This window comes from Micromonospora sp. NPDC005174, assembly GCF_040608495.1.
GTDB lineage: Bacteria > Actinomycetota > Actinomycetes > Mycobacteriales > Micromonosporaceae > Micromonospora.
On sequence record NZ_JBEXIJ010000010.1, the window covers coordinates 140,047 to 161,206 of the forward strand.

General features: G+C 73.0%; 19 protein-coding genes. 2 read left to right on the forward strand and 17 right to left on the reverse strand.

The genetic code is table 11. The annotated features are described in order from the left end of the window. Positions 1-49: 49 nt before the first annotated feature. Together ABZU91_RS14370 and ABZU91_RS14375 are read left to right on the forward strand one after the other, a co-directional pair. The gene (locus tag ABZU91_RS14370; RefSeq protein ID WP_355239210.1) at positions 50-1,405 is read left to right on the forward strand and encodes a pectate lyase; all 1,356 of its coding nucleotides are present in this window, start codon (positions 50-52) and stop codon (positions 1,403-1,405) included. A gap of 82 nt (positions 1,406-1,487) precedes the next feature. Then, positions 1,488-2,213, forward strand: coding sequence for an HD domain-containing protein (locus tag ABZU91_RS14375; RefSeq protein ID WP_355239213.1), 726 nt, complete (start codon positions 1,488-1,490; stop codon positions 2,211-2,213). A 325-nt stretch (positions 2,214-2,538) separates the two neighbouring features. Here the strand turns inward: ABZU91_RS14375 and ABZU91_RS14380 are convergent, their stop codons facing one another. The 17 genes from ABZU91_RS14380 to ABZU91_RS14460 form a co-directional block, all read right to left on the reverse strand. After that, positions 2,539-3,309, reverse strand: a complete 771-nt coding sequence (locus ABZU91_RS14380; protein WP_355239216.1) for a BTAD domain-containing putative transcriptional regulator — start codon at positions 3,307-3,309, stop codon at positions 2,539-2,541. 137 nt (positions 3,310-3,446) lie between these two features. After that, positions 3,447-4,574: a hypothetical protein gene (locus tag ABZU91_RS14385; protein WP_355239219.1), complete on the reverse strand. Its 1,128-nt coding sequence runs from the start codon at positions 4,572-4,574 to the stop codon at positions 3,447-3,449. A 13-nt stretch (positions 4,575-4,587) separates the two neighbouring features. Beyond that, on the reverse strand, positions 4,588-6,933 hold the full coding sequence (locus tag ABZU91_RS14390; protein ID WP_355239222.1) for a hypothetical protein: 2,346 nt from the start codon (positions 6,931-6,933) through the stop codon (positions 4,588-4,590). 12 nt (positions 6,934-6,945) lie between these two features. After that, positions 6,946-8,382 carry a baseplate J/gp47 family protein gene (locus ABZU91_RS14395; RefSeq protein ID WP_355239224.1) on the reverse strand — a complete coding sequence of 479 codons (1,437 nt, stop codon included), beginning with the start codon at positions 8,380-8,382 and terminating at the stop codon, positions 6,946-6,948. After that, on the reverse strand, positions 8,375-8,878 hold the full coding sequence (locus tag ABZU91_RS14400; RefSeq protein ID WP_355051237.1) for a hypothetical protein: 504 nt from the start codon (positions 8,876-8,878) through the stop codon (positions 8,375-8,377). The genes ABZU91_RS14395 and ABZU91_RS14400 overlap by 8 nt, the downstream gene beginning before the upstream one ends. Before the next feature lies 1 nt (position 8,879). After that, positions 8,880-9,203: a hypothetical protein gene (locus ABZU91_RS14405; RefSeq protein ID WP_355239227.1), complete on the reverse strand. Its 324-nt coding sequence runs from the start codon at positions 9,201-9,203 to the stop codon at positions 8,880-8,882. A gap of 10 nt (positions 9,204-9,213) precedes the next feature. Then, positions 9,214-11,238, reverse strand: coding sequence for a hypothetical protein (locus ABZU91_RS14410; RefSeq protein ID WP_355239230.1), 2,025 nt, complete (start codon positions 11,236-11,238; stop codon positions 9,214-9,216). Further along, on the reverse strand, positions 11,235-11,882 hold the full coding sequence (locus ABZU91_RS14415; RefSeq protein WP_355239233.1) for a hypothetical protein: 648 nt from the start codon (positions 11,880-11,882) through the stop codon (positions 11,235-11,237). Before ABZU91_RS14415 ends, ABZU91_RS14410 begins: the two co-directional genes overlap by 4 nt. Further along, positions 11,882-12,382: a hypothetical protein gene (locus ABZU91_RS14420; RefSeq protein ID WP_053659787.1), complete on the reverse strand. Its 501-nt coding sequence runs from the start codon at positions 12,380-12,382 to the stop codon at positions 11,882-11,884. The genes ABZU91_RS14415 and ABZU91_RS14420 overlap by 1 nt, the downstream gene beginning before the upstream one ends. A 2-nt stretch (positions 12,383-12,384) precedes the next feature. After that, positions 12,385-13,863, reverse strand: coding sequence for a hypothetical protein (locus ABZU91_RS14425; RefSeq protein WP_355239236.1), 1,479 nt, complete (start codon positions 13,861-13,863; stop codon positions 12,385-12,387). Further along, complete coding sequence (locus tag ABZU91_RS14430; protein WP_355239239.1) at positions 13,860-17,066, reverse strand: hypothetical protein; 3,207 nt, start codon at positions 17,064-17,066, stop codon at positions 13,860-13,862. Before ABZU91_RS14430 ends, ABZU91_RS14425 begins: the two co-directional genes overlap by 4 nt. A gap of 2 nt (positions 17,067-17,068) precedes the next feature. Next, positions 17,069-17,323 (reverse strand): hypothetical protein, encoded by a 255-nt coding sequence (locus ABZU91_RS14435; protein ID WP_355051243.1) that lies wholly within the window; start codon positions 17,321-17,323, stop codon positions 17,069-17,071. 28 nt (positions 17,324-17,351) lie between these two features. Further along, on the reverse strand, positions 17,352-17,780 hold the full coding sequence (locus tag ABZU91_RS14440) for a hypothetical protein (RefSeq protein WP_355239242.1): 429 nt from the start codon (positions 17,778-17,780) through the stop codon (positions 17,352-17,354). Between the two features lie 16 nt (positions 17,781-17,796). Then, the gene (locus ABZU91_RS14445; RefSeq protein ID WP_355239245.1) at positions 17,797-18,966 is read right to left on the reverse strand and encodes a hypothetical protein; all 1,170 of its coding nucleotides are present in this window, start codon (positions 18,964-18,966) and stop codon (positions 17,797-17,799) included. Between the two features lie 37 nt (positions 18,967-19,003). After that, positions 19,004-19,969: a hypothetical protein gene (locus tag ABZU91_RS14450; RefSeq protein ID WP_355239248.1), complete on the reverse strand. Its 966-nt coding sequence runs from the start codon at positions 19,967-19,969 to the stop codon at positions 19,004-19,006. A gap of 162 nt (positions 19,970-20,131) precedes the next feature. Then, the gene (locus ABZU91_RS14455) at positions 20,132-20,443 is read right to left on the reverse strand and encodes a barstar family protein (RefSeq protein WP_355239251.1); all 312 of its coding nucleotides are present in this window, start codon (positions 20,441-20,443) and stop codon (positions 20,132-20,134) included. 36 nt (positions 20,444-20,479) lie between these two features. Next, positions 20,480-20,929, reverse strand: a complete 450-nt coding sequence (locus ABZU91_RS14460) for a ribonuclease domain-containing protein (protein WP_355239254.1) — start codon at positions 20,927-20,929, stop codon at positions 20,480-20,482. Positions 20,930-21,160 lie beyond the last annotated feature (231 nt).

Below are 21,160 nucleotides of genomic sequence, written 5' to 3' on the forward strand. Positions count from 1 at the left end.
CCTACCGTTCCTGGTGAATGCCGAACCACCACCAGCGAACGGAAAACCAATGCGCGCACCCCTCATCGGGGCGACGGTGATCGCCGTCCTGGTCGGTGCCACACCGGCCGCCGCCGCTCCCCGCCCCGACACCTTCGCCGCCGACCGGCTCTCCTGGTCGGCCCGTCACCTCGGTCGACAGGCCCTGCCCGAGCGTGATGGCTGGGCGGCCGAGGGCACCGGGACCACCGGCGGTTCGGCAGCGGCACCCGAGCGGACGCGGGTGGTCCACGATCGGACGGAACTGGTCGACGCCCTCGGCGGCGACAACGCCAGCAACGCCACCGACGACACCCCGAAACTGATCTACGTGGACGGCGCTGTCGACGGCTTCACCGGGCCCGAGGGCACGCCGCTGAGCTGCGCCGACCTGGCTGACCCGGCGTACCGTCTGGACGCCTATCTGGCCGCGTACGACCCGGCGGTCTGGGGGCGGGTCGCGCCGCCCGGGCCGCTGGAGGAGGCCCGGGTGCGGTCGGTGGCGAACCAGACCCGCCAGACCCAGATCAACGTGGGCCCGAACACCACTATCGTCGGGCTGCGCGGCGCGCGACTGACCGGCCTCACCCTCATGATCGACCGGGCGGCGAACGTCATCGTCCGCAACCTGACCTTCGTCGACGCCCGGGACTGCTTCCCCGCCTGGTCACCCACGGACGGCGACGCGGGCAACTGGAACAGCCAGTACGACCAGATCTCGGTACGCCGCAGCGAGCACGTGTGGATCGACCACAACACGTTCACCGACGGCGACAACCCGGACAGCGCCCAGCCGAGCTACTTCGGGCGGCCCTACCAGGTGCACGACGGGTCGGTGGACGTCACGCACACCGCCAGCCTGGTCACCGCCTCCTGGAACCGCTTCGTCAGGCGGGACAAGCTGATGCTGATCGGCTCGTCCAACACCGTCGGCCCGGACGTCGGTCGGCTGAAGGTCACCCTGCACCACAACCTCTTCGACGGCGTCCTGCAACGGCTTCCCCGGGTGCGCTTCGGCCAGGTCGACGTCTACAACAACCACTACCGGCTCGGCGGGGACGGCTTCCAGTACGCCCTCGGCGTCGGGGTCCAGTCGGCGATCCACGCGGAGAGCAACTTCTTCACCCTGGACCCGACGGTCGACCCGGCCGACCTGCTCTACGACTGGGGTGGCACCGGGCTGACCGAGCGGGGCTCCTGGGTGCGCCAGGGCACCGGCCCGGCCCGACCTGTGGACCTGCTGGCCGCGTACAACGCGGCACACGAACCCGACCTCGCCGCCGACACCGGCTGGACGCCCACCCTGCGTCGTGATCCCGTCCTGCCGGCGCCACTGGTCCCCCTCGTGGTGAACCCGCTGGCCGGAGCCGACCGGCTGCCGATCTGACGGCTCGACCCGCGGCGGGGTCGCGGTCGGGTCGGCGACGTAAGGGCCCATCGATGTGGTGAAGATCGGCTATAAGTGACGCATGGACTTCCCGCCGCACCTGGGCAGCATGCCGATGCACGCGATCACCGAGATCCACGGCGAACCGGGCCTGCTGGAGCGCTTCCGGCTGGAGGTCCAACAGTTCGACGACGCCGCCCGCGAACGGTTGACCGCCGCGCTCGACCTGGCCGCCGAGCTGCACCGGGACGACCGCCGCGTTCGTGAGCCGTACCTCAACCACCTGCTGCGGGTGGCGATCCGGCTGATGCACCACTACCAGGTGCGCGACGTGGACGTGATCGTCGCCGGCCTGCTGCACGACGCGGTCGAGGACCACCCGGTCGAGCTGGCCGACGGTGATGCTGGCACCGACCCGACGGGGGCCGCGCTGGCCGCGCTCGCCGCGCGGTTCGGGACGCGTGTCGCGACGCTCGTCGCCGCCGTCACCAACCCGGTGTACGACCCCGAGCGGGACCGCAACGAGCAGTACCGCGAGCACCTCGCGGTCAGCCTGGACCGCGAGCCCTGGGCACGGGTGATCAAGGTGTCGGACTTCACCGACAACGGCGTCGGGGTCATCCACACGGTCGGGCCGAAGGTCGTCTCGTCGGCCAAGAAGTACCGGCCGCTGGTGCCCCTCTTCCGGGACCTGATCGCCCGGCCGGACACGCCGTTGTCGCAGGAGGTCAAGGGGCACATCTTCAGCCAGCTCGACCTCGCCGAGGAGCGCTTCAGCGCCATCCTGGACCAGCCGGTCCCCAACTGACGCTCGACCGACCAGCCCGCCAGGTGCCCCTGGCAGCCCCCCCCAACCTCCGCGCTACCCACCCCACTCCACGCCATCCACCCCACCCCGGCGCCACCCCACTGCGCGCCGCCCACCCCTCCGTCCGGGTCCTTTGCTCTGCTTCAGCGGAGGCAACAGTCAACGGCCGTTACTGTTTCGTCCGCTGAAGCAGAGCAAAGGACGGCAAACAGGTGGGCAGGACCCCTCGGGGGTGCGGGTGCGGGTGCGGGTGCGGGTGCGGGTGCGGGTGCGGGTGCGGGAGTGTGGCCGGGGCAGCGCACCTCGTGCGAGGTGTCGCTGTCGGTCATGGAGCCAGGGCGGTCGCGCCGGTCAGGCTGGCGCGGACGAGCTGCTCCAGCCAGGGTGTCGGGGCGACGCCCAACTCGCGACCCAGGTCGGCGCGGAACAGCTCGAAACGCCGTACCGCCTCGTTGATGTTGCGCTCGGCCAGGTGCACCGAGATCAGCGCGCGGGTGGCGCTCTCCCGCAGCGGCTCCAGGTGCACGGCGGTCAACGCCACCTGTACCGCCTCGCCGTAGCGGCCCTGCGTGGTGAGCCGCTCGGCGAGGGCTTCCAGCGCGTAGAGCCGGGTCTGGCGCAGCCGTTCCCGCTCCGTCAGGACCCAGTCGTCGTACCAGCCGGGCAGCAGCTCGCCGGTCGCCAACGTCGGCACGGTGCCCACGAGTGAGCCGCCGCTCAACAGGACGGCCGCCGCCGTACTGAGGGCGGCCACGTCACTCGTCACACCGGCGGCCAGGGCCAGCCGGTCGTCCTCCTCGACGAGGGGCTCCGGCGTCATCCGGTGCAGCCGCCACAGCATGGTGCGCAGGTTGGCTCGCGCCCGATCCTCGTGCGAGGCGGGCCAGAGCGTACCGGCGGCCTCGGAGCGGGCACACCGCTGGCGTACGCCGAGGTAGGCGAGCAGCCGGCGGGCGCCCTGCGGCACCACCACGGACCGGCCGTCGCGTTCGAGCGCGAAGCCGCCGAGCAGCCGCAGCGTGTACCGGGTCGGTCGCGCCGCCCCGGTCTCCTGTACCCCGGAGCGGAGGTCCTGCGTCACCTCGTGAACTGCCATCCGTGCGCCCTTCGTGCCCGATCGCCCCGTGGGAGTCCCACGCTCGGGTGTGGACGGTCGGCACGCCAGCGCAGTGTCGTCACACCGACCCGGCGAACGGCGCGGATCAACCGTTCGCCGGAGTCGCGGCCGGCCGTTCAGCGCAGCTTGCTCAGCGTCCGGGCGTAGCCGGTCCACTCGGCGGCGTCGCCGACGTCGGCGCGTAGCCCCGCCTCCTTCATGATGCCGACCACCCGCTCGGTCGACGTCTCGGCGAGCTTGCCCAGCGTGCTGATCCCGGCGCGGGTCAGCGCCGCCCGGGCCTTGGTCGGCACGCCGGTCAGCATGGCGATGTCGGCGTCGGCGACGTTCTCCAGCGCCGCGTCGATGCCGAGGGCGGCGGAGACCGCCGACTGGGCGCCCGAGGTGGTCCGCACGATCGCCGCCTCCCGCTCGCTGACCTCGGCGACCAGCGCGTCCACGCTCGGGTAGCTGCTGTCCGCCGGCAGCACCTTGAGCACGTCGCGGATCGTCCGGCCGTCGGCCACCTCCTCCTCGCCGAAGGAGCGCAGGAACTCCACCACCTTCACCTCGCGCGGGAAGCGCTGCCGGACGTCGGGGTGCTCGACGGCGTACCGGTCCAGGTAGGCGGCACCCCGGACCTTCGGGCCGGCGACCACGTCCACGCCGAGGGTCTCCACGGCGGGCAGCACGATCGTGCCGGCCTTGGTCTGCCAGATACTGACCTTCTTGTCCATGAACATCGTGGTGCCCATGTACTTACCGAAGTCCAACGCGCCGATGTAGTTGGGAATCTGCTCGAAGGTGTACGGGCCGGGCACGATCTTGTTCTCGTGCACGGTCGAGTGCAGCCGGTTGATCTCGGCGCGGATCTCGTCGAGCAACCGGCGCAGGCTCACCCGCATCGCCGCCATGCAGGAGAACGCCTTGGCCAGGTCGGTGCCGAGGTGGTCCAGGTCGTGCTCGATGCGGTGGAAACGCTCGTTGAAGCCCTGCTCCCCCGGTGTCTGACCGGCCTGTACGACGTCCTCGCCGTCCACCCAGTCGGTGTGCGCGAACGTGCGGGCGAACGGCGGCGGCGCGCAGCCCGGCTCCACCGCCGGGAACGACTCGGCGTAGGTGAACACCCGCTTCGCGGTGCCGACGTTCTCGTAGATCCAGGAGGAGACCAGCACGCTGGCGTCCGACGCCGGGATGCCGTTGCGGGTGAACGCCTCGTACAGCTCGCTGACGGTCACCCCGTCGTAGTTGATCTCGTTCGCCATCGTGGTGTCCCTCTCAGAGCTGGTCGTACACGCCGCGGTGCCGGCGCTGCTGGAAGGTGCGGAAGGTGCGGGCCACGGCCGGGCGCAGTGGCTCGGCCGTCCCGTCGTCGTCGAGGTCGACGTGATCACGTCGGATGTCGAACGTGTTGATCTCCACGCCGAGCGGGCAGACCCTGGTGAGGGCGTTCATCAGCCGCTCGTACTGCTCCAGGGTCAACGTCACCCCGTCGGGCAGCTCGACCCGGAACTCGTACGGGTCGGTCCGGCCGGTCCGCACATAGGACAGCGCCACCACGGCGACCAGCCCGGCGTGGGTGGGGCGCAGCGCGGTCCGCGCGCCGACCGCCTTGATGTCCGCGGCACCGCCGCCGAGTCCCACGGTGTACCAGCGGAACCCGGTGGCCCGGCGTTCGCTCAGGTTCAGCCCGGCCTGCGGCAAACCGATGACGCTGATCACCAGCAGCAGCCGGTTGCCCGTCTCGACGAGCGGCAGCGCGGCAGCGAGGTGCTGCTCGCGCAGCAGACCGACCAGCCGGGCGAGCCGGTCGGCGGCGGCCGGTTGCCCCGCGATCAGCGCGGACGCCAGTGCGGCCGGCAGCTCGACGGTCTCCACCAGCTCGTCGGGGAGGCGGTTCAGCGCGGCCACCACGGGCGCGGGGTCCCGCACGGCGGGCAGGCCGGCGGCGGCGAGCACCGCGTCGACCGGTTGCCCGGCGGGTCGTGTCGGCACGGCCGCCCACCGGGCCCGGGCCGCCGCGTCGGTCAACGGGTTCCAGGCCGGCTCGCCGGCGGCCGCCCACGCTGTCCTGGCCGCGCTCAGACCGGCCAGCAGCAGGGCGTTGCCACCTGGGTCGCCCGGTGCGTGGAACTGCGCCTCGACCGGCGCGTCGACGCCCATCGAAGCGGTCAGCGGCGCGGTCACCGCGAGCCCCCGGGTGGGCAGGTGCGACAGGTACATCACGGTGGTGCTGACCCGGTGCGTGGTCGGCAGCCCGCAGACCCGCCACAGCCAGGCCAGCTCGCCGTCGGCCGAGACGGTGGGCACGCCGGCGGCGCGGGCTGCGACGATGAGCGCCTCGGCGGTCCGGTCGGCGGTCACCGTCCGGCCGGTGTCGAGCACCCGGTTACGCAGGTCGGTGGCTTGCGCCGGGGTCGGCCAGCTCACGTCGACGCCGAGACCCAACTCGTAGCGGCTGCCACCGGCGTCGTCCTGGGCCCTGCTGACCTGCCACCCGATCGTCGAGCCGAGCGCCCGGCAGACCCGCCCCGCGCGGTCCAGCGCCATCGCCAGCGGCGGGGCCACGGCGTGCGAGCTGCCGAAGGTGTACGACTGACGCAGGCTCGCCCGCAGCGCTGTGACCTCGGCGAGACGGCTGGCCGGCAACGCCCGACCGGCGTGGACGGTGTTGTTCGGTGGGGTGTTGGCGGGCAGCACCAGGCGATCGCGGCGCAGTTGGGCGAGGAAGTTGGTGCGGTGCTGCGGGTCACCGACGGCGACCAGCCGCACCGCCACCGCGAACTGGTCGTCGTCCTCGCGCAGCGTGAAGCGCGCGCCGCCGGGCAGGTCGGCGAAGAGGCCCGCGTTCGGGTCGGTGTCCACGCCGGGGCCGTTGAGCAGGTGGCGTACCGCGCCCGGGGTGGGCAGCAGGAACCGCCGGTACAGCCCGAGCCGGTGGGCGTACGCGGCGTCCGGCTCGCGGGCCGGCGGGGCCAGCCGCCGGGCGTACACCTCGCCGTTGGTCGGCTCGTGCACCAGCTCGTCCACGAAGCGGGCCACCCCGACGTCCGCGCCGATCCGGTCCAGGGCGTCGCGGCGGGCGTGGGCCAGGGTCCGGTACGCGTGCACCTCCCGGGCCGCGCGGCGCAACCGGTGCTTCTCGTACGACACCAGGTAGAGAAGCCGGCCCAGGTTGCCCTCGATGACGGCCAGCTCGACCAGAGCGGGGAGCGCCGCCCCGGTGACCGCCGTGGCGGCGGCGCCCTCGACGGCCCGCTCGGCCGTCACGGCGACGGTGAACGGCGCGACGAGCGGCTCGTCGGCGGTGTCCGGCACGTACGCGGGCACCGACGCGCCCTCGGCGGACCAGGGCGCGAAGACCACCGGAGGCAGCACCCGCTCCCCCGCGCCTCCCGGGTCGACGGTGACCGTCACCCGGATGGTCTCCTCGGCCAGGTCTCGGCGCAGCACGACGGTGAGCAGCGGATGGCGACTCGTCCAGTCCACGGCGGCACTGCCGGCGGTGGGGAGCGGCACCACGACCCGCCGGACGGTCCCCGGGTACGGGCCCTCCAACTGGTCGACGAGGTTGCGTTCGACGGACGGGTCGGCGCCGTCCACGGGTACCCGGATGTCGGTCATCGCAGCCCCCGCTCAGACGATCCGGAACGGCCGGGGATCGTCCCGGTCGACGTAGACGGGCACCTGGTTGGCGGCGAGCACCGCGTTGTCGCCGACCGGCAGGCGCTGCACGCCGTCGCCGGTGGGCGCGCTGCCGGTCACCACGACCGCCGAGTCGGCCGGGAAGCGGACCAGTCGCAGGTTGCGGACGTCGGCGACGCCCGGCTCGTTCATCAGCGTCCAGATCACCTCGGCGGCGCGGACCGGCTCGCCGAACGGCAGCTCGTCGACGTAGCGGCGCAGCCGGGCGTGCAACCGGGCGCGCAGCTCGGTGGCGGCGGTGGACGCGTTCACCGCCTCCTTCGAGCCGGTGGGCAGCGGCAGTCCCCGGATCACCAGGTCGGCCTCGACGCCGACGCCCACCTCGTCGGCTCGGTCCACCGAGGCGAAGATGCCCACCGGCCGCAGGTCCTCGATGACCGACTCGACGGCGGCGTGCAGCCCGTCGGGGCCGTCCCAGATGGCGGCGGCGGTGGGGGCGACGAGCACCGTGACGTAGTACGGGCTGCCGAGGTCGCGTTCGGTGCTGAACACCCGCTCGATGAAGGAGAAGTTGCCGAAGATGGACTGGTTGAGGTCCAGCCCGCCCCGACCGTCGAACACCTGCACCTGGCGTACGCCCGGCACGGTGGCCACGGCCAGGCCGATCGCCTCGGCCGTCCAGATGGAGCGGGGCGCGGCCAGCAGCAGTTGCCGGTAGCGGGCGTCGGAGACCTGCTGCTCGCCTCCGGTGAGCGCGACGGTGTGGGTGATCTCGACCAGCTCCTTGCCGGCGGCCTGCTCGGCGTCGTCGAGGTCGGCCAACAGGGTGTCGGCGCGGTTCCAGCGATCGATCTTCTGCTGCGGCTGGGTGGGGTCGAGGTTGTGCGCCGGGCCGGGATAGAAGGCGGTGACGACAGGTTCGCGCTCACCGACCGCGGCGGAGAGCACCACCGTCTCGTCCAGGGCCACGTGGTGCCCGCCGGGGGTGGACAGCCGCGCGCCCCGGGGCAGGGTGAGTTGCGGGTGGCCGGTCGGCAGCGCCGCCTTGAGCTTCAGCTTCACCGTCCCCCGGGCCTGCAGGTACGGCCGTCCGATGCCGAGTTCCTCGCCGAGGCGGGTCAGCGCGTCGGCGGTCGCGGACACCACGAAGGAGTTGTCGTAGACCGCGCCGAGCGCCGCCCACATCCGGGCGTCCTCCAGGGCGGCGAGTTCGAGGACCTTGCGCAGCACCGCGCCGCTGGTCAGGTCGACGTCCTCACCGAAGAGCAGTCGGGCGGTGGCCAGCTTCTCGGCGAGCAGCCGGGCGAAGGACTTGGGCACGAAGCCGGTCTCGACGATGCCGAAGCCCGTCGAGCCGGTGGCCCGCAGCGCGGCGGCGTCGACGGCGAGCACGTCGGCCAGCTCGGCCGGGAGGGTCGGATCAGACACTGGGCAGCTCCCCGAGGCGCACCGAGAGCCGGTCGTCGGTGATGGTTTCGAACTGGACCTGCACCTGCAGGGTGCGCGAGGCGCGCAGCGCGGCGGCCGACGCGTCGTCGGCGCGGCCCGCGCCGAGCCGACCGTCGTCGAGGTTCACGTCGACGATCTTGCGGACGCGCGGGTCACGGTCGAGCAGCGTGATGATGCCGATGCGGACCTGTTCGCGGATGAGGTTCGGCTCGATCTGCTCGGCGAGGGCGTTGAGCCCGTCGAAGCCGAACGTGGCGTCGAAGACGTTCGAGCCGCGCAGCGTGGTCAGCGCCACCGCGAGGCTCTGCGCCACGTTGCCGGTGCCCTCGACCAGGGCCAGCGTCCGGCCGTTCGGACCGTCGTCGAAGACGATGTCCCGGGCCAGGTCCACGCCGGGCATGGTGGGTTCGAAGGCGAGGCCCCAGCCGAGGTAGCGGCGCTGGGCGGCCTGCCGTTCGCGCTCGGTACGGTCCACCTCAGGCCGCCTTCAGCTTGCTCTGCCCGGCGCTGGCGGCCAGTCCGGGGCTGGAGCCGTCGGTGGCGCCGCTGAGCGAGTCCAGGGCGACCCCGGCCCCGCCGACCGTCAGCTTGCTGGCTGCGCCGGTCGCCGTGGTCACCGTGCTGCACTGCTTGGTGGAGTTGCTCGTGGTGATGGTGCAGCCGGCCACCGACCTGCCGCTGATGCCGTCGAGGCGGACCACCGGTGTGTGGTCGACGGTCAGCTTGCCCTGCCCGGTCGGAGAGACCTTCCCCTGGTTGGGGCAGTGCACGTCGCTCGACGTGGTGAGCACGAATGCCATGTCGATCTCCTCAGTGGACGTTCATCGCGTTGCCGACCTGGACGTCGACGTCGTCGGCGGCGATGTTCACGGTGCCGCCGCTGATGTTCACGGCGCCGTTGCCCGCGTCCAGGTCGATCTGGGTGGCGGTGATGGTGATCGAGCCGTCCTGCTTCATCACGATCGAGGACCCGCCGGCGTGCTCGATGGTGATGCTGTCGGCCTCGTCGGCGCGGGCGGGGCGCTGACCTCGACCCTTGAGCTGGGCCCGACCCACCCGCACGGTCAGCTCGCCCAGCTCGATGACCCGGTTGCCGTCGCCGTCGGTGAGGTCGTGCGTCACCTTGCCGTCGTGGTCGGCGGGCGTCACCGTGTCCGCGATCGACGAGCGGCTGCCGCTGGCGACCCCGACCGGCAGGGAGAGCCACCAGTCCCCCGGTTCGGACACCGGGGCGTGCCCGGTCGGCCAGAGCGCGCCGACCTCCACCGGGTCGTCCGGCGCGCCGTTGCGATAGGCCAGCGCCACCCGGGTGCCCGGGTAGCGGGGCAGGATCAGCCCGCAGCCGCCCCAGGCGAACGGCGTCAGGTAGGTGACCCCGGGCAGTGGCGCGGGCTGCTGCCGACGTACCGGCAGGCGGCGGGCGGCGTTGGGCCGGCCGTCCGGGCGGATGAGTCCCTCCCACACCGTCTCGGTCTGCGCGGGCGGCTCGACCGCGCCGCTGGCGTTGGTGGCGACCGCGCGGACCTCACCGATCTCCAGGCCGCGCGTCTCGCCCCGGGCCGCGCGGGCAGCGCGGCGCACCGCCTCGGCGGCGGCCACCCCGGGCGACGACGCCGGACCGGCCGGCTCGGCGGTCCCCACGCCGGACGCGTCGCTCCAGGTGTCCCACGCCTGGGCGCCGGAGGTGACCTCGACGCCCTGCACGACAGTGACGAAACCGGCGGTACGCGACAGGGTGTGCCGGGCCGCGCTGAGGTAGAGCAGCTTCGAGCCGGCACCCAGCTCCCCGGTCGACGGGGCGAACGGGGCGGCGAACGAGCCGAGCAGCGCCGCGCCGACACTGCCCAGCGTGGTGGCCTCGTCGGTGGCGGGCGGGTCGAAGCGCACGAGGTCGCCGGGCTTCAGGTCGGGGCGGCCCTTGAGGGTCAGCGTCCACGCCCTGCGCCGCGGTGCGGCCGTGCCGCCGGTCTCGGTGGCCGCGTACGGGTCGGTGTCCTGGGTGCCGTTCTCGGTGCAGGCCAGCAGGCCGGTGGCGAGGGTGAGTGGCTTCGGCTCCCCCTGCGGGTACGGGATCGGCCGCTTCCCGACGTGCACGGTGCCGTCGCGGATCAGCAGCATTCCCCGCCCGTACGCGTTGAGGGACTGCTGCAACGCGCCACCGATGCGTTCCAGAGCGGCACGGTAGAGCAGCCCGGCCCCGAAGGCGACCCGCTCGTCCCCGGCCGCCTCGGTCCCCCCACGGGTCATCGTGCCGTCCGGGTTGGCGCCCCAGCCGGTCACGTCGACCCGGGTCCGCTCGCCGATGGCGCGGATCGCGGCGGTGAACGTCGCCGCCTCGAAGCGTTCGGCGACGCGCTGCCCGAGCCGGGCGTACGCCTGCTCGACGAGGGTCAGCTCGGTGTCGTACGTCCGCTCGCCGGTGACCCGGCGCACCTTCGTCACGCGCAGCACGGCGACCAGCGCCTGGGTCAGCTCGGCGGGGGTGGGCCCGGCGTTGACGCCGACCAGGTTGGTGAAGAACGCGCCGACCGAGGTGTTGGCGTCCCGCCAGTACAGGTGCAGCTTCGCCACCAGCGGCGGTTGCCCCTCGGCGGTGCGCAGCGCGGCGAAGTGTTCGTCGATCAGCCCCTGCACGGTGACCGTGTACGCGCCGGGGCCCAGCCCGTCGGGCAGCGCGGCGTCGATGGCCGCGTAGTAGTCGGCGCTGGACAGGGTGAGGGCGGCGTCCGGGCTGATGCCGGTCGGTGTCTCCCGGTGGAAGGTGATGGTCCAGCCGGCGTCGTTGCCGACGGCGCCCTGGCGTACCTGGCCGGTCTGGAACGGCGTGAGCGTCACCGCAGCACCCTCCGCATCTTCTTGTCGAGCAGGTGGCGGTAGCGCAGCCTGCCGGGGCCGAGGTCGGATTCGACGCGCTGCGCGGGTGGGCGGCGACGCCACACGAACTCGTTGATGGGCGGCGGTCCGAACTGGTCCACCGCGCGGTCGGTCCGCCGCCAGGCCACGGTCAGGTGGGAGCCGTAGTCGCCGGAGCCGCGGACCGTCCCGGCGTGCAGCAGCCAGGCCAGCACCAGCACCTCGACGGCCACCGGGGTGACGCCCGGAGGAGCCGGTGTGCCCGCGTCGGGGCAGACGCGCCGCAGGCCGGTGGCCAGCGGCACCGAGCCGAGGATGCGGGTGCCCTGGCGGACGACGAGGCGCAGTGGCGCACGGCCGACCAGCATTGGCGAGCGCGGCGTTGCTGTCGGCGCGGGTCGGGGCGCGCGGTCGTCGGCGGAGCTGCTGACCACGGCGAGCGGGTCGGTGGCGAGCCACTGCCGGGCCAGGCCGGTGGGCAGGATCAGCACCCCGTGTACGCCGCCGCCCAGCTCGACGCGGTGCGGCAGGCCCGCGGTGAGGCTCTGCCGCACCTCGGTGAACCCGTCGGGCACCTCGATCGGTGTCTCCGGCAGCAGGTAGCGGTCGATCGGGAACGGTGGCATCAGTTGCCCAACCCGTCGGCGAGCGCGCCGACTCCGATGCTGGCCACGTCGAGCAGCTTGCCGAGCAGGCTGGGACGCGGCACGTGGACGAGGGTGATGGTGGTGTCCAGGACGTCGCGGCGAGCGGCCGAGGCGTTGAAGGTCAGCGACTGCACCTGCATGTCGGTGCGGATGGTCATGGAGGTGACCAGGATCAGCCCGCCGAACTTCCCACCGGAGTACGCGGCGAGGGCGGTGCCGCGTTTGCTCGCCTCGGCCATCGTCTCGAGGGCGAACTTCCAGGCGTAGCGTTCCGCGCCGACCAGCACCCCGGTGAGCGTGATGGTGTCGTCGTGGGTGGCCACGATGGCCTTGTGCGCGGTGGAGCCGATCGGCGGCAGGTGGTACGTCTGCGCGAGCGAGATCGCGGTGACCGCCCAGAGCGGGATGGGCAGCACCCCGTCACTGATGATCGCCGACGGCACCGTGCCGTACCGCATGAAGCTGCTGGTGATGGCCATGGTCAGCGCCCTCCGGTGGGTGGCAGCGGCACCGGCGTACCGGTGGGTTCGATGGCCAGGCCGAGGTCGCGCAGCGCCTGGGTGATCTCGCGGACCTCGCCCGCGGCGCTGGTGACCCGCAGTCGCAACCGGCGCTCCGCCAGGGCGGCGCTGATCCGGGCGGGCCGGGTGGACGCCGAACCGCGCCGGTTGATCCGGTCGATCTCGGCGGCGGCGTCCTCCATCCGGGAGATCGCGTCGAGGATGCGGGGGTCCGGCGTGAAGCCGGGATCGTCGCGCTGGAGGCGAGCGATGGCGTCGCGGAAGTCGGCGGCGTCACGACGCAGGTTGACCACGAGGTTGTCGGTGAGCGCGCTGACCCCGCTGACGCTGGCGGCCCGGTGCGACTTGTCGTCGACGAGCCACACCCAGCCGTCGTGGCCGATGCCCACGAGGTCGGTGCCGGCGACCTTGACGTTGGCGTCCGGTCCCTTGAGGAACAGCTCGATGCTGCTCAACGAGAACGCCGCGCTGTACTCGCCGAGGACGCCCCGGCCGTAGGTGACCATGTCGTGGCGCAGGTAGGCGCGGAAGCCGGGGCCGTCGTCGGCGCGTCCGTTGCGGTCGCGGAAGCGTCGCCACAGCGTGGCCAGGGCCTCCGGGTTGTGCACGGCGAGCTGCTGGGTGAGCCACACGTCGCCGCCGGCCACCACCGCCCGCAGGTCCGGATCGCCGATGCGGGCGAGGGCGTCGGCGAGCCGGGCATCGCTCATCTGGAGGCCTCGGGAGCGGGCTCGACCGAGGTCGTCGACGGCGGTGCGCAGCCGGGCCACCTCGTCGGGGGTGAGCCGCCCACCGAGGCGGGTCTGGAGGTCCGCGACGGCGGCCCGCTTGCCGCTCTCGCTCTCGGCGGCCACCGCACGCCACAACGCGGCCGGTTCCAGCTCGGCGGCACGCCGCAGCGCCGCCTGCCGGTCCGCCGGCATGGCCCGGAACGCGTCACCGACGATCGCGGCCGGCTCGACGTGCCGGCCGGCCGCGCCACCGCCGGCGTCGAAATCCCGCAACAGCGAGTCGGCGTACGCGCCAGCGTCGTCGGCCAACCGCAGCGGCGCGTCGCCGACGATGCCCTCGCGAGGGCGGCTCAGCTCGCGCATCTCGGTGCTGAGCTGGTCGAAGTACTCGCCGAGGGTCTCCACCCGGACCCCCTCGGGCAGGGTGCCGCCCTCCAGCACGTGGTCGAGGATGGCGGCGATGTTGTCCCGCAGGACGGCGATGCGTTCCAGCCGGTTGAGCGCGTTGCCGAGGTGCAGGTCGCCGACGTCGTCGACGATGCGGCGGATGAGGTGTTCCAGCAACCGTCGGGAGCGCACCTCGCCGGCCTCGCTGTGCTCGGCGATCGTGCGCATGAATCGGCGCAGTCTCGGGTTCGCGTCGGCGGCGGCGTGTACGGCGGCGGCGTCGAGGAAGCGGCCGGCGCGGAACCGGCGGGGCCCGGTCACGGCCGTACCACCGGCACGCGCGGGCCGGACGCGGCGCTGGGCTGCGAGTCGAGCACCATGAGGATGAACCGGGCGCCCTCCGGGCCGCCGACCGCGCCGCTGAGCATCGCCTCGCGCTCCACGTACGCGAGGATGGGCTCCATCAACTTCTGCACGACACGTTCGAGGACCTCGTTGAGCAGGATCTCGGTGAGGAAGCCCTGGAGCAGGTCACGGGACGCGGCTTCGACGATCTGCCGGGTGACCCGGCGTACCACGTACCCCCGGGCGGCACGCAACCCAGCGCGGACGCCGAAGCGCAGGGCGACCCGGCCGCCGCGCACGGCCGCGCCGCCGATGGTGCCGACCTCCGGGATGAGCGACATCGCCAGCCCGAGGTACGCGGCGAACAGCTCGACCTCGACCTCGGTGCGGGTGAGTACCAGCTCCGGGTCGAGCATCGAGGAGTAGAGCCGCTCGCGCTGGTGGGCGTGCACCACGTCGACGGCGGCGACGGCGACCCCGACCACGAAGCCCAGCGGTGGGCAGAGCAGCGACAGCGCGATGATGCCGATCATGACGGCGAACGCGCTCAGCGCCTCCCGGCCCAGCTCGGTGCTGAACAGGCTGTCGACGCCGGTGGCGTAGTAGAGGTTGCCGCCGAAGAATTCGCCGAGCTGCTGATGGGTGACGAGGTGGATGCCCTGCAACGCGAAACGTCCGCCGGGGATCGTCGCCGACGGGATGTGTTCGCTGATCCGGCTGGACCTGAAGGCGAAGCGCGCGTCGGTGCGGGACCGGCCGAGCATCTCGGTGTTGTGGCGGCGCATGTCCTGCAACACCCGCCACAGCTCGTCGCGGATCGCCGACCGGTTGCCGGCGAAGCGGGCCAGCACCTCGGGCAGGTCGGTGATCTGCTTGACCAGCGGGTCGACGCCCTCGGCCTCGCCGCGCTGGATGACCAGCGCCTGTTCGATCTCGGCGAGGGTCCAGAGCACCGCGTGCGAGTCGCGGACGCGGGTGACGTCGTCGCGTTCGACGATCTCACCGGCCGCGCCGGGGCTGGTCAGGGCGGCTTCGGTGGCGAGGAAGGCGGTGGAGATGGCGCGTGCGGCCCCGTACCAGGCGGTGGACGGGTTCAGCGTGCTCAGCGTGGCGACGGTGCCGCCGCCCAGGTCGGTGTGCGCCTGCGTCCACCGGGCGGCCTCGTGGCGGCGCAGCCGATCGCGCAGCCCCTGCAATTCGGCGTAGTCGGTGAGCTGGGAGACGATCAACCGCTCGAAGATCGGGGCGTACCTGTCGAAGTTGGCGATCCGCGCCTCGATGCCGGTCCGCGAGCTGAGCAGGAGCTGGACCAGCATGGCCTGGCTGCCGACGACGAACAGCTCTCCCACCGCGGCCTTGACGGCCGGGCTGAGCGCCTGCACGAAGTGCAGGTCCCAGGAGGCGGACGTGTCGATCCAGCCGCCCTGGATACGCGCGAAGTGCTCGGGCTGGCTGTAGCGGCGCATGACGAGCTGGGCGAGGTGGTCCAGGCGGGGCACGACGCCGGCCAGGTGGCGCAGGAACTGCACGGCGGGCGAGGCGACGGGCCGGAAGTCCAGCGGGCCGAGTCGTCCGCTGCCCTCGGGGACGGGACGGGTGAACGCCTCCCGCTCGGCCGAGCCGACCAGCAGGCTGATCGCGGCGGCACGGCCGCGCAGCACGGCGGCGGCCTGGAGGCAGAAGTTGGCGGGGTAACGGCACGGCTCGCCCATCTGGAGCCGGAACGCGATGTCGTCCATGAGCCGACGCAGCTCGTCGCCGTCCGGGCCGAGCGCGGCCAGCTCCGGCTCCCCGTTGAACGACGCGCAGGCGGGCATCGTGGAGTGCCCCGCGCCGACGGCGGGGAACCGGCGTCCCTCGGTGCCGGGCGGCGCGCTGGGGCTGCTCGGGTCGAAGACGAACCCACCCCGACGGGCGCCCCCGCCGCCGTCACCGGTACCGCCAGCCCCGCCACCCGGGCCGGTGCCCGTGCCCGTGCCGTCCGCTCCGCTGCCGCCGGGCCCGCTGCCACCCGCTCCGCTGCCGGTTCCGCTGCCCGCGCCCGACCCGGTGCCCGTGCCGACACCTCCGCCGGGCGGCGCGTTCGGGTCCGGCGGGGCGACCGGATGTTGCTCGACGCTGATCGGCAGCAGGTTGGCCGTGCCGGTCCAGTGCAGCGTGGCGTCGGTCTCCTCGGTGCCGACCAGCAGCAGGGAGACGCCGCCGATGTCGACCACCACCAGGCTGGTCGGCGTGGCCCCGCCGACCGAGGCGAGGATCGCGTCGACCCGCCGCGTCACCTCGGCGTCGACGGCCCGCTCGATCTGCGCCTGGTACTCCTCGACGCTCGTGGTGTCGCCGCGCGGCGAGGCGGTCCGCAGCCGCTGCCGGATGTCGGCGCTCAACTCCTCGTCCACCATGGCGACCAGGGCGCTGCGGTCGGCGACCGGCCGCCGCTGCACCGTGCCGGGCTGCGGGCTGGGCACCCGCGCCTCGACCTCGAAGTGAGGTTGCGGGGTGGCCCGGAACACCGTCTCGCCGAACTGCTCGAAGGTCAGGACCGACAGTGGAGTGGTGGTCACCATGATCGCCCAGACCGGACGCCCGTCCACGCCGACGACCCGGGCGATCACCCCCTGCGGGGTGCCCGACGGCAGGCCGCCGTGCTGGCGTACCGCCTCGCGGGCCAGCTCGCCGAAGTGACCGGCCAGGTAGGCGGCCGGGCGCAGCAGCCACTGGTAGGTCACCCGCGGCGGCTCGGGGCCGTCCACCGGCACCTCGGCGGCGTCGCCACCGTCGTCGTAGGACGGCACCCGGTACACGGCGAGCAGGTGCCGCATCCGCTGCGGGTCGAACAGCTCGGTGGCCGGTTCGCTCAGCGGCAGGGGCACCCCGGGCGGCAGTCCCGGGTCGAGGCGCGCGGCGTCGACCACCTCGGTGACCCGTCGCCGCAGCCGCGCCTCGAAGGCCCGCCGCTCGTCCGGCGACACTCGTTCCCGGGCCGCGCCGGTCCACCGGATCTCCGGCGCTTCGGTGCGTACCTCCAGGTAGCCGCCGCGTGGCGCGACCACCTCCTGACGGGAGCGTTCCAGGGCGCGGGCCAGGGCCACGGCGAGCGCGCCGGTCACGGCCTCCGGCCGCTCGGTCACGGACCGCGCGTCCAGCCGGATCCGCACCGGCACGTGCACCGAGATGGCCACCGTCAGAACCGCCCGTCCAGGTGCTCGGCGAGGCGGGCCAGCGCGAGGTCCGCGAGCGCGTCGGCGTCGAACGCGCCGCCGGCCGCGACCACCTCGATCTCCACCGGAAAGTGGTACGCGATGACGGCGCGATCGTCCTCGGCCACCTGCTCGGCCTCCGCCTCGCTGCCGGCCGCCGGCAACACCAGCTCACCCGCGTGCACCAGGGCCAGCCCGGTACGGGTGACCCGGGCGGCGCGGCCAGCTCCCGTCGCCATCTGCTACCTCCGGTTGATCCTGGTGGGGTTACGGCAGGACGGACGGGTCGCCGGTCTTCGGGTCGACCGAGGCGGCCAGGCTGAAGCCGCTGAAGGTCGCCGCGGGCGCGCCGGAGATGGTGGCGGTGGTCGGTGTCGCGCTGGTGATCAGGCAGTCCTGCAACACGAAGGACGAGAACGCCCAGTCGTCGCCGGTGTGCTCCAGCAGCGCGATGTCGAACAGTTCGCCGTCGAGGGCCAGCTTGGTGAGCCGGCCGGCGACGTCCCCGATCGCCTTGACGGTCATCGTGAAGTTCATCGACACCGGCGCGTGGATGACGCCCATGTGGGTCACCTCGCACGAGTGCAGCGCCTCGACGTTGAGCGAGAAGGACGGGCTGAACGAGTCGATCGGGCTGATCAACACCGTCTCGGTGCCCTTGGTGTACTGCACCGCGAGGCGGGTCTTCCACTCCATGGTCTGGTTCCTCCGGTCAGAACTTGGCCACGAGCGTGACCAGCAGGCGGCTCACGGCCGGGCCGTACGTGACGGTGACGACGAGGTCGACGGTGCGGTCGGCCCGGGCTGCGGTGACGATCGACGTGTCGGTGGCGGTACGGGCGACCTCGGGGATGGTGAGGATGTCGAGCACCGGGATCTCGATGCGGTAGTCGTCGATCACGGCCTGCCGCTTGAGTGGGCCGAGGATGCCGTCCACCTGGGTCTTGAGCAGGGTCATGCCCGGCTTGGTGATGCGGGCGTCGCCGACCAGGCCGATGAGCCCGGCGCGGAGCATGAATTCGATCTGGTCGAGGGTGCGGACCAGGTCGACGTGCAGCAGGCTCGCGTCGGAAGTGAACAGCCGTCCGTCGGCGAAGTGCAGGCTCTCGCCGGTGATCAGCGTCGGGTCGATGATCGGCGTGAGGTTGGCCTCGGAGAGGCTCTTGATCTCGGCCGGGCTGTACTGCTTGGCCACCGGGATGGCCACCCCGCGGATCTTCTTCAGCACGATGCTGTGGTGCACCGGCAGGCCGGCCACGGCCGCCATCGCGGCGGTCGCCGCGTCGCCGTCCGCGCCCCGGGCGGCGATCATCAGCATCCGGCTGGTGCTGCTCTTGAGCGGGTTCGCCGCGGCGGTGATGTCGGTGACGTAGGTGGGGCTCTTCTCGGTGGCCGGGTTGACCATGGCGAAGCCGATCCGCCGCTGACCGGCCGCGGACATCGTCTCCACGTGCGCCTTGAGCGCGTGCAGCCCGGTCGGCGGGTTGGCTCCGGCGGGGTTGCCGACGCTCGACTCGTTGGCCAGCGACACCATCGTCACGTCGTCGGCGGCCTCGAGACCGCCGAGCGCGGCGGCGTAGTCGTCACCGGCGACCTTGACCCCGTACACCTTGGCCGGGCGCGGGTCCTGCAGGAACGCCAGTTCGATCGAGTTGTAGAGGGCGTTGCGGACCACGTTGCCGGCCTGCCGGCGGGCGAAGTTGGTGACCGCGTCGTCCAGGGTCTCGATCCGGACCGGCGTGTTCGCCGGTGCGGAGCCCCCGTCGGCCGTGGACGGCGCCTTGCCCACGACGGCGATGACGCCCGGCGAGCGCTGGGCGAGCGGCGCCGGTGGCGGCACGATCCGGACCTCGATGAACGGGAATGCTGCTGTCGGTGCCACGGGTCCTCCCGGACGAAGTTGCTGCTGGTCTGAGTTCTCAGGTCGGCACGGCGGCGAGCCCGATGCCGCTGCGGGCGAGCCACTGGCCGGCCCGGGCGAACCGGGCGGCCCGCTTCTGGGCGGCGGTTCCGGTGTCGCCGCCGGGCCACCCGTCGTCGTCGAACGTCTCGACGGGGACCACCCACACGGCGACCACCCGGTGTCGCCGCCGGACGTCCTCGGGTGCGGGCACGTCCAGCCCCAGCTCCTCGGCCCGGGCGCGGACCAGCCGCGTCTCGACGAGCAGGTCGGCGAGGGAGAAGCCCTTGTCGCGGATCAGGACGGCGGCGGCGAACGGCAGCGGGCGGGGCGTGGGTGGCGCGGCCGACGGCGCGGCGTACCGCAGTTTCACCGTCGCGCCGGCGGCCTGCCCGCGCATCCGGGCCACCAGGTCACCCGCGTTCGCGGCGCCCACACCGGCGAGCAGTCGGTCCAGGTGCGCGTCGGTGAAGGCCGCTGGCTGGTGCAGGCCCGCCCGCAGTCGGGCCACCAGTCGGGTACGACGCTCGGTCTCCAGCAGCACCGGGTCGGTCGGCAACGCGCCCAGGTCGGCGATGATCTGTGGGTCGACGTCGAATGCCGGCACCATCACGTCGAGGTCCTCGACCCGGTCCCGCGCCGCGCTCGTGCGGACCACGAGACTCCCGCGCCAGAGCGCGTCGATGCGCAGCGCCGATCCGCCGAGGCCGTGCAGACGTACGCGCAGCTCGGTGCGGGTGGTGCCGCCGGAGCCCAGCCACTCCCCCTCGGCGAGGGTCACCGGAGCGGCGGCGAAGCCGAGGGTCAGCTCGTCGAAGACCGCCGCGTACGGGGGCGCGACGGGCATCGCCTCGGTGTCGTACGCGGCGTCGACCAGGTGGGCCAGCGAGGCGTCGTCGAAGAACGCGGCGCGGGTGCCGGGGTCGGCCAGCCGCACCAGCACACCGTCGACGAAGTCCACCGCTTCGGCCTCCCCGCCGCCCACGCCGGGCACGCCGCCCGGCTGGGCACGAGGATCGCGAAAGGGCCGTCACCCGAGCGTCACCACCACCGTCACCGCGCGCGGACGTCGGTCGGACTGTCGGGAACTGAGCATCCACGCGGCCCGGTCGGTCGCCCTCGGTGCCGGGGGCACGCGCGGGAGGTGTCAGGACCGCGGGGCGTCGTGCAGGACCACGCGCAGGGGGTGTGGGGCGGTGGTGGCGAGGTCGTCGAACACGGCCATCAGCAGGGCGTGCTGGTCGGACGGCTCGTCGGCGAGGAGCTGAGCGGCGTCGGTGACCAGCAGGGTGAGCGGGCCGGCGTCCAGCCGGTCCCGGAGCACGTCGGCGAGGCTGTCCCAGGTGCCGCCCAGGTACGCCGGCAGTGCCAGCGCCTCGGCCAACGCGGCGAAGAGCGCGGGCCGGGTGCGTACCGTCGCCCCGGCCAGCGCCACCGCGCCGAGCCTGTCGTCCTTCATCGACGTGCCTCCTGGACCGGCTGGCCGCCGGGTCGGTCAGAGCCGGTAGAAGTCGGTGTAGTGGTTGGGCGAGAACCAGGTGACTCCGGTGCTGCGGTTCACCACGATCCGGTACGCGTCGCGGGCGGCGCCCTGGGTACGCGGATACACGTCGTACTCGTAGTAGGTGGCGTTGGTGGGCAGTTGACCCTCGTAGTTGTAGAACCGGCCACCGGCGAAGTTGGACAGCCCGCCGCTCCACGAGTACCAGCCGCGGCTGGTCGGGAAGCCCTTGGCGGACCAGCCGGAGCGTGCGGTGCGGGCGTCCGCGCAGCGGCTGACGGTGCAGGAGCTGTAGACCGCCGCCGAGGCGGAGTCGGTCAGCCGTGGGGTCACCACGGACGGCCCGACGAGCGCGGCGGCGACCATGGTGAGGAGCAGGGCGAGGGTGGTGGTACGCCGGCGGATCGCGCCGAGCGTGGCCAACGGGGACACGTGGGTGGACACAGGCTGCCTCCAGACCATCCGATTCATCGACCCGCGTCAGTTTCGGGTCGCGCTCAGTCTGGCCGTCGCCGGCCGTCGGCGACAGCCCCCACGAGCCCAACTGCTCCACAATGCCCGGTGAACCCCGAGCGACCGACATTGTGTGGCACATCGGCGCGGCGTCGGGCATTTCGGTCATCGGTTGTTAACGTCAGCTGTCGGCACGCGAACCCGTGACCGTGAAGGGGTGCC

Coding starts and splice junctions, on each gene's coding strand:
- ABZU91_RS14385 (WP_355239219.1), bottom strand. CDS start 4,574: ATGGCGAACGAGATCAACTACGACGGGGTGACCGTCAGCGAGCTGTAC.
- ABZU91_RS14380 (WP_355239216.1), bottom strand. CDS start 3,309: ATGGCAGTTCACGAGGTGACGCAGGACCTCCGCTCCGGGGTACAGGAG.
- ABZU91_RS14455 (WP_355239251.1), bottom strand. CDS start 20,443: ATGAAGGACGACAGGCTCGGCGCGGTGGCGCTGGCCGGGGCGACGGTA.
- ABZU91_RS14390 (WP_355239222.1), bottom strand. CDS start 6,933: ATGACCGACATCCGGGTACCCGTGGACGGCGCCGACCCGTCCGTCGAA.
- ABZU91_RS14440 (WP_355239242.1), bottom strand. CDS start 17,780: ATGGAGTGGAAGACCCGCCTCGCGGTGCAGTACACCAAGGGCACCGAG.
- ABZU91_RS14435 (WP_355051243.1), bottom strand. CDS start 17,323: ATGGCGACGGGAGCTGGCCGCGCCGCCCGGGTCACCCGTACCGGGCTG.
- ABZU91_RS14375 (WP_355239213.1), top strand. CDS start 1,488: ATGGACTTCCCGCCGCACCTGGGCAGCATGCCGATGCACGCGATCACC.
- ABZU91_RS14405 (WP_355239227.1), bottom strand. CDS start 9,203: ATGGCATTCGTGCTCACCACGTCGAGCGACGTGCACTGCCCCAACCAG.
- ABZU91_RS14420 (WP_053659787.1), bottom strand. CDS start 12,382: ATGGCCATCACCAGCAGCTTCATGCGGTACGGCACGGTGCCGTCGGCG.
- ABZU91_RS14370 (WP_355239210.1), top strand. CDS start 50: ATGCGCGCACCCCTCATCGGGGCGACGGTGATCGCCGTCCTGGTCGGT.
- ABZU91_RS14415 (WP_355239233.1), bottom strand. CDS start 11,882: ATGCCACCGTTCCCGATCGACCGCTACCTGCTGCCGGAGACACCGATC.